5 protein-coding genes and 1 pseudogene are annotated in these 6,430 nt (G+C 63.5%); 5 read left to right on the top strand and 1 reads right to left on the bottom strand.

Going from position 1 to position 6,430, the window contains the following annotated elements:
• Nucleotides 1-185 (top strand): annotated as a pseudogene (locus tag D2N39_RS16425) (MBL fold metallo-hydrolase); the annotation flags it as partial.
• 19 nt (nucleotides 186-204) lie between these two features.
• Here the strand turns inward: D2N39_RS16425 and D2N39_RS16420 are convergent.
• Nucleotides 205-642 carry a MarR family winged helix-turn-helix transcriptional regulator gene (locus tag D2N39_RS16420; protein WP_119135866.1) on the bottom strand — a complete coding sequence of 146 codons (438 nt, stop codon included), beginning with the start codon at nucleotides 640-642 and terminating at the stop codon, nucleotides 205-207.
• Nucleotides 643-1,052: 410 nt separating this feature from the next.
• On the opposite strand from D2N39_RS16420, the gene urtA reads away from it, so the two are divergent.
• From urtA to urtD, 4 genes are all read left to right on the top strand, one after another.
• A complete protein-coding gene (urtA, locus tag D2N39_RS16415; protein WP_119135876.1) occupies nucleotides 1,053-2,351 on the top strand; it encodes an urea ABC transporter substrate-binding protein in 1,299 nt (432 codons plus the stop codon).
• A gap of 52 nt (nucleotides 2,352-2,403) precedes the next feature.
• Entirely contained in the window at nucleotides 2,404-4,341 is a 1,938-nt protein-coding gene (gene urtB, locus D2N39_RS16410) for an urea ABC transporter permease subunit UrtB (RefSeq protein WP_119135865.1), read from the top strand.
• Between the two features lie 102 nt (nucleotides 4,342-4,443).
• The gene (urtC, locus tag D2N39_RS16405; protein WP_119135864.1) at nucleotides 4,444-5,667 is read left to right on the top strand and encodes an urea ABC transporter permease subunit UrtC; all 1,224 of its coding nucleotides are present in this window, start codon (nucleotides 4,444-4,446) and stop codon (nucleotides 5,665-5,667) included.
• A complete protein-coding gene (urtD, locus tag D2N39_RS16400) occupies nucleotides 5,664-6,428 on the top strand; it encodes an urea ABC transporter ATP-binding protein UrtD (RefSeq protein WP_119135863.1) in 765 nt (254 codons plus the stop codon). The genes urtC and urtD overlap by 4 nt, the downstream gene beginning before the upstream one ends.
• Nucleotides 6,429-6,430 lie beyond the last annotated feature (2 nt).

Below are 6,430 nucleotides of genomic sequence, written 5' to 3'. Positions count from 1 at the left end.
CCCTCAAAGAAGCATGGGACGCCGTCCGCGCCGCCTGCGACCCCAAATTCGCAAACTACGCCATCTACGAACACTGCCTCCCCTTCAACGTCGCTCGCGCATACGACGAAGCAAAAGGCATCGACACTCCACGCATCTGGACCGCAATCCGAGATCAACAAATGTGGCAAGAACTCCAAGCCTGAAGTGGCCTGAAACTGCCGGTCAGGCCTTGGCCTGACCGGTCACCGCGCGATGCAGGGCGGCAAGCCCCGTTTCCAGGGCCGCGCGTTCTTCGACAGACATGGCGCCAAGAATGGCATTCGCCCGTGCCTCGACCTGCCTGAAAGCCTGCGCAAATGTGCTCCGGCCCAGCGGCGTGATGGTGTAAAGCCGCAGCCGCCGATCCGTGGCGGGGATTGACCGCAGGATCAGCCCCTTGTCTTCAAGCCGCTGGGTTGCACGGCTTACCTGCACCTTGTCCAATGTGGTGCGCCGGGCCAGTTCCAGCGAATTGATCTCTTCCGCACCCTCGATGAGGAACAGAAGCCGCCATTCCTCGCGCGTCAGGCCATGGGCGTGGCCGTAAACCTCGACCAGCTGGCGGGAAAAGGCTTCGGCGACAACCGCCAGACGATAGGGGAAGAAGGATTCCAGTTGCATGGACTGCCATTTTGCTGCTTCTCCCCTCATTGCATATGTAATGAACCGGATCAAATGCTGCGTGCGACGCGGCGCTGCCGGAAAAACCGGCAACGGAATCATTCAAATTCGAAGCATTTCCGTGCAAAACCGCCATATTCGTTCGGCGCCCGCATAAATCTGTGGCGTGGGATGGCAGTCTGCCGTTTTTTTGACCGGAATTTCTGCATCGGCGAAGGCGAAGTTTCTGCGATGCGGCGTACGGCTTGCCGGAGGGGTGCCCCTGCGGCTTAGTTTCTCATGTGGCAGCATACCGCAGGCCCGGACGGCCGCGGACTCTGCCGCAAACGGACAAGAACAAACGTCGGACCGGCATTGCCGCGCCCTGTTCGCAGGCGCGGCCCGATCCCGGCATGCAACGGGGAATGGATATGAATCTGACACGTCGCTCGCTTCTGGCCACGGCCGCAGCCGCCCTCGCCGCGCCGCTGACCGCGCCGCGCTTTGCCTTAGCGCAGGAAGGGCCGATCAAGATCGGTGTCCTGCATTCGCTGTCGGGCACCATGGCGATTTCGGAAACCACGCTGAAAGACACCATGCTGATGCTGATCGAGGAACAGAACGCCAAGGGCGGCGTGCTGGGCCGGCAGCTTGAGGCGGTGGTGGTCGATCCGGCCTCTGACTGGCCGCTGTTCGCCGAAAAGGCGCGCGAGTTGTTGACCGTGTCCAAGGTGGACGTGATGTTCGGCTGCTGGACCTCCGTCAGCCGCAAATCGGTGCTGCCGGTCATCGAGGAGCTGAACGGCCTGCTGTTCTACCCGGTGCAATACGAGGGCGAGGAGTCCTCGAAGAACGTGTTCTACACTGGCGCGGCGCCGAACCAGCAGGCGATTCCGGCGGTGGATTACTTCCTCAACGAGTTGGGGATCGAGAAATTCGCGCTTCTGGGCACCGATTACGTCTATCCGCGCACCACGAACAACATTCTTGAAAGCTATCTGAAGTCGAAGGGTATCGCGGCCGAGGACATCTTCGTCAACTACACCCCGTTCGGGCACAGCGACTGGTCGAAGATCGTGGCCGATGTGGTGGCGCTGGGGGCCGATGGCAAGAAGGTCGGCGTGGTTTCTACCATCAACGGTGACGCCAATATCGGTTTCTACAAGGAGTTGGCGGCGGCGGGTGTCACTGCTGACAAGATCCCGGTTGTGGCCTTCTCGGTCGGCGAGGAAGAGCTTTCGGGGCTGGATACCACCAACCTCGTCGGCCATCTGGCGGCATGGAACTATTTCATGTCGGCCGATACGCCCGAGAACAAATCGTTCATCGAGGCGTGGCACAAGTTCATCAAGGATGACAAGCGCGTCACCAACGACCCGATGGAAGCGCATTATATCGGCTTCAACATGTGGGTGAATGCGGTGACAGCGGCGGGGACCACGGCGGTCGATCCGGTGATCGACGCCATGGTCGGGCAGAAGTTCCCCAACCTGACCGGCGGCATGGCCGAGATGCTGCCCAACCATCACCTGACCAAGCCCGTGCTGATCGGCGAGATCCGCGCCGATGGCCAGTTTGATATCATCAGCCAGACTGAGCCGGTGCCCGGCGACGCCTGGACCGATTTCCTCCCGGAATCGGCGGTTCTGGAGTCGGATTGGAAAGACCTGAAATGCGGCATGTATAACACCGAGACCAAGACCTGCGTGCAGCTGACCTCCAACTACTGATCTGATTCGCGGGGGGTGCCGTGGCGCCCCTCGCCCCATCGAAGGGGTTGGAATGTTCCGCTTCCTGCTGCCGCTTGCCATGGCGGTCTGTCTTGCCTTGCCTGCCCTCGCGCAAACCCTGCCCGAGGTGGTGGAGGCATCGCGCGCCCAGATCGAGAAACCCTCGCGCCAGACCATCGGCCCGGTGATCGACGCCATCGCCGCGACCGGCGATCCGTCGGCGGCGGCGATGCTACAGGCCTGGGCCGACCGCAAGCTCGGCGTGCGCAAGGCCGACGGCGCGATGTTCCTGCTGGAAAAGACGCCCGAGGGTTGGGCGTTGACCGGGCTGGACGGCCATGCTGCCGGAACTGCCCCGACCTCCGACATCACCGACCTCAAACCCAATGCCGGTGTGCGCGAGTTGATCGGCGCGGCACTGGTGCAATTCACCCTGACCGACCCAGATCCGGTGCAGCGCATGCGCGCGCTGGATGCCATCGCGCGCTCGCCCGCCAAGTCGCAGCTCGCCCCCTTGCGCGCTTCGATCGAGGAGGAGGCCGATCCTGTGCTGAAGGCGCGGAAGGAACGGCTCGCCAATTTCCTGACCCTGCAATTCGGAGACGACAGTGCCACCCGTGTCGCCGCCATAGAAAGCCTTGCGGGGGATACCGCGCTGGATGTCCGCGCCGCGCTGAACCCGCTGCTGGCCACCAGCCGCAAGGTCGCCGTGGCGCTGCCGCAGGGCGTGAACATTGCGGCTACCCTGACGCCGGGCAAGGACATCCCGCGCGAGGCCGCCTATGACCTGCTGGTCACAGCGGGTCTCGCACCCGCACGGCTTACGTTGGCCGATCAGAAGACCGCACTGGCCGCCCATGTGGAAAACGGGGCTGTCGGTGGCGTGCCGCTGGCTGAACTGGCCAGCCAGCCGCGTCGTGACGCGGCCTATGAGGCGCTGGAGAAATCGGGCCAGGTGCCTGCGGCCGCTACCGACGCCGAGGTCGCCGCTGCTCTGGCCGCGCATGTCTATTACGATCAATATGCAGAACCCGACCCGGCCGTCACCGATGCGGCCCGACGGACGCTTGCCAGTATCGAAACCCGCGTGGGCCTGATGACGGCCGCCGATCTGGGGCTCGATGCGCTCTCGCTCGCCTCGATTTACTTCCTTGCTGCTATCGGTCTCGCTATCACCTTCGGCGTGATGCGGGTCATCAACATGGCGCATGGCGAGTTCATCATGATGGGCGCCTATACCGGCTATGTCGTGCAGCAGATGATCCCGAACTATACCGTCTCGATCCTCGTCGCCCTGCCGCTGGCCTTCGCCGTCACCTTTGCCGCCGGTGTAGCGATGGAGCGGCTGGTGATCCGCCATCTCTACAAACGCCCGCTGGAGACACTGCTTGCGACCTTCGGCATCTCCATCGCGCTGCAACAGATCGCCAAGAACATCTTCGGCACACAGGCCCGGCCCCTGACCGCGCCCGCCTGGCTCGACGGTGCGCTTAGCTTCAATGACATCATCTCGATCAGCTATATCCGCGTCGCCATCTTCCTTCTGGCCCTGTTGTTCCTCGGTTTCTTCCTCTGGCTGATGAAGCGCACGCGGCTGGGGCTGGAGGTCCGCGCCGTGACCCAGAACCCCGCCATGGCTGCCAGCATGGGTATCGACCCCGACCGCATCAACATGCTGACTTTCGGCATCGGCTCGGGCATCGCCGGCATCGCGGGCGTCGCCATCGGGCTTTTCGCCAAGGTCACTTCGGAGCTTGGCTCGGATTATATCGTGCAAAGCTTCATGACGGTCGTGGTCGGCGGCGTTGGCAATATCTGGGGGGCACTCGCGGGCGCCGCCATGATCGGCGGCTTCCAGAAGGTGATCGAATGGCTGAACCCGTCGAACACGCTGGCCGCACAGACCTACATGATCCTTTTCATCATCCTGTTCATCCAGTTCCGCCCCCGCGGCATCATCGCCCTCAAGGGCCGCGCGGCAGGAGATTGAGCCGATGTTCAGACCGCCGCTGTCCTTCCCTTCATCTTGGCCCAAATATCCCACGGGGGTGCGGGGGTGTGAAACCCCCGCTGCAATGCCGGAGGCCCCGCAATGACCCGGACATTCCTGACCCGCAACCCCTCGACCCTGTGGTTCCTGCTGCTTCTGGCGCTGTTCACCCTTGGCGTGACCCTGCTGGCCGAGGGCTTTGGCATCGGCCTCATCCCCACCGCCTTCGTCAAGGTGCTGGGCAAGACCTTATGCCTCTGCCTCGTTGCCCTGGCGATGGACCTGATCTGGGGATACACCGGCATCCTTTCGCTGGGCCACATGGCCTTCTTCGCCCTTGGCGGCTACATGACCGGCATGTGGCTGATGTATGCCCGCACCGAAGAGATCGTGGTGCAGGCGCTGGCCGGATCGCCCATCCCGCCCACGCTCGAAGAGGTGGCGCAGGGGGTTGCCACACAGATCTTCGGCGTGGTCGGCGGCTCTGACCTGCCCATGGTCTGGAGCTTCGCCTACAGCGCCTTCCTGCAATTGCCTTTGGTACTGATCGTGCCGGGCGTTCTGGCGCTGATCTTCGGCTGGCTGGCGTTCCGGGCGCGGGTGAACGGGGTTTACCTGTCGATCCTGACGCAGGCCATGACGTTGGCGCTGGCGCTTTACCTGTTCCAGAACGACAGTGGGCTGCGCGGCAATAACGGGCTTTCGGGTTTGCAAAACCTGCCTGGCCTTGCCGAGATGCCGCAATCCACCCTGTCGATTCTGTTCTTCCTCGCTTCGGCCCTGTTGCTGGCGGCGGGGTATCTGTTGCTGGCCTGGGTCAGCTCGGGCAAGTTCGGCAGCGCGCTGCGCGCGATCCGTGATGATGAACAGCGGCTGCGCTTCCTTGGCTACCCGGTCGAGGGGTACAAGCTGTTTGTCTTTACCCTGACCGCGATGGTCGCCGCCGTGGCGGGCGCTTTCTATTACCCGCAGGCCGGTATCATCAACCCGGCCGAGCTTGCGCCCATTGCCTCGATCTACCTCGCCGTCTGGGTCGCCATTGGCGGGCGCGGACGGCTTTACGGCGCGGTGATCGGCGCGGCGGTCGTCTCGCTGTTATCCTCGTGGTTCACCGGGGGCATGGCGCCCGCAATCCCGCTCGGGTTCTACACAATCAACTGGGTGGACTGGTGGACGGTGCTGCTGGGTCTTGCCTTCGTTCTTGTGACCCTGTTCGCACCGCGCGGCATCGGCGGCCTGTTCGACCGGCTGCCCAGCCCGCGCCGCCATGGCGCCCAGCTTGGCCCCGATGACGGCGCCCTGCGCGAGAAGGAGGCCGACGCATGACCCCTTTCGCCCCGGCCCGCACAACCTCGCTGCTGGAGGTTTCCGGCGTCTCGGTCACCTTTGACGGATTCCGCGCCATCAACAACCTGTCCTTCGCCATCGGCCCGCAGGAACTGCGCGCAGTGATCGGCCCGAATGGGGCGGGCAAGACCACCTTCATGGACATCGTCACCGGCAAGACCCGGCCGGACGAGGGCACAGTGACCTTTGGCGAGGTGCCACGCTCGCTTCTGCGGATGTCAGAGGCGCAGATCGCGCGTGCGGGCGTCGGCCGCAAATTCCAGCGCCCCACAGTGTTCGAGGATCAGAGCGTTTCCGAAAACCTGATGCTGGCGCTAAAGGCCGCGCGCACGCCCTGGCGGGTGCTGTTCTGGCGCGAAACTGCGAAAGACCGCGCCCGCGTGGCGGAGCTTGCAGCACAGGTGGGCCTTGCCGACCACCTGCCCCGCAAGGCGGGTGAGCTGTCGCACGGTCAGAAACAATGGCTGGAGATTGCCATGCTGCTGGCTCAGGAACCGCGCCTGCTGCTGGTCGATGAACCTGCGGCGGGGATGAGCTTTCTGGAGCGCGAGCAGACCACCGCTTTGCTGGTGGAGCTGGCGAAAACCCGTGCCGTCGTCGTGGTGGAACATGACATGGAGTTCATCCGGAGGTTGAACTGCAAGGTGACGGTGCTGCACGAAGGCTCGGTCCTGGCCGAGGGCAGTCTGGATCACGTCACCAAGAATCCGCAAGTCATCGAAGTCTATCTGGGGCGCTGAAC

This window comes from Gemmobacter lutimaris (assembly GCF_003570715.1).
GTDB lineage: Bacteria > Pseudomonadota > Alphaproteobacteria > Rhodobacterales > Rhodobacteraceae > Gemmobacter > Gemmobacter lutimaris.
Note: the sequence above shows the minus strand (reverse complement) of the source record. Positions and strands in the feature narration are given on the sequence as shown.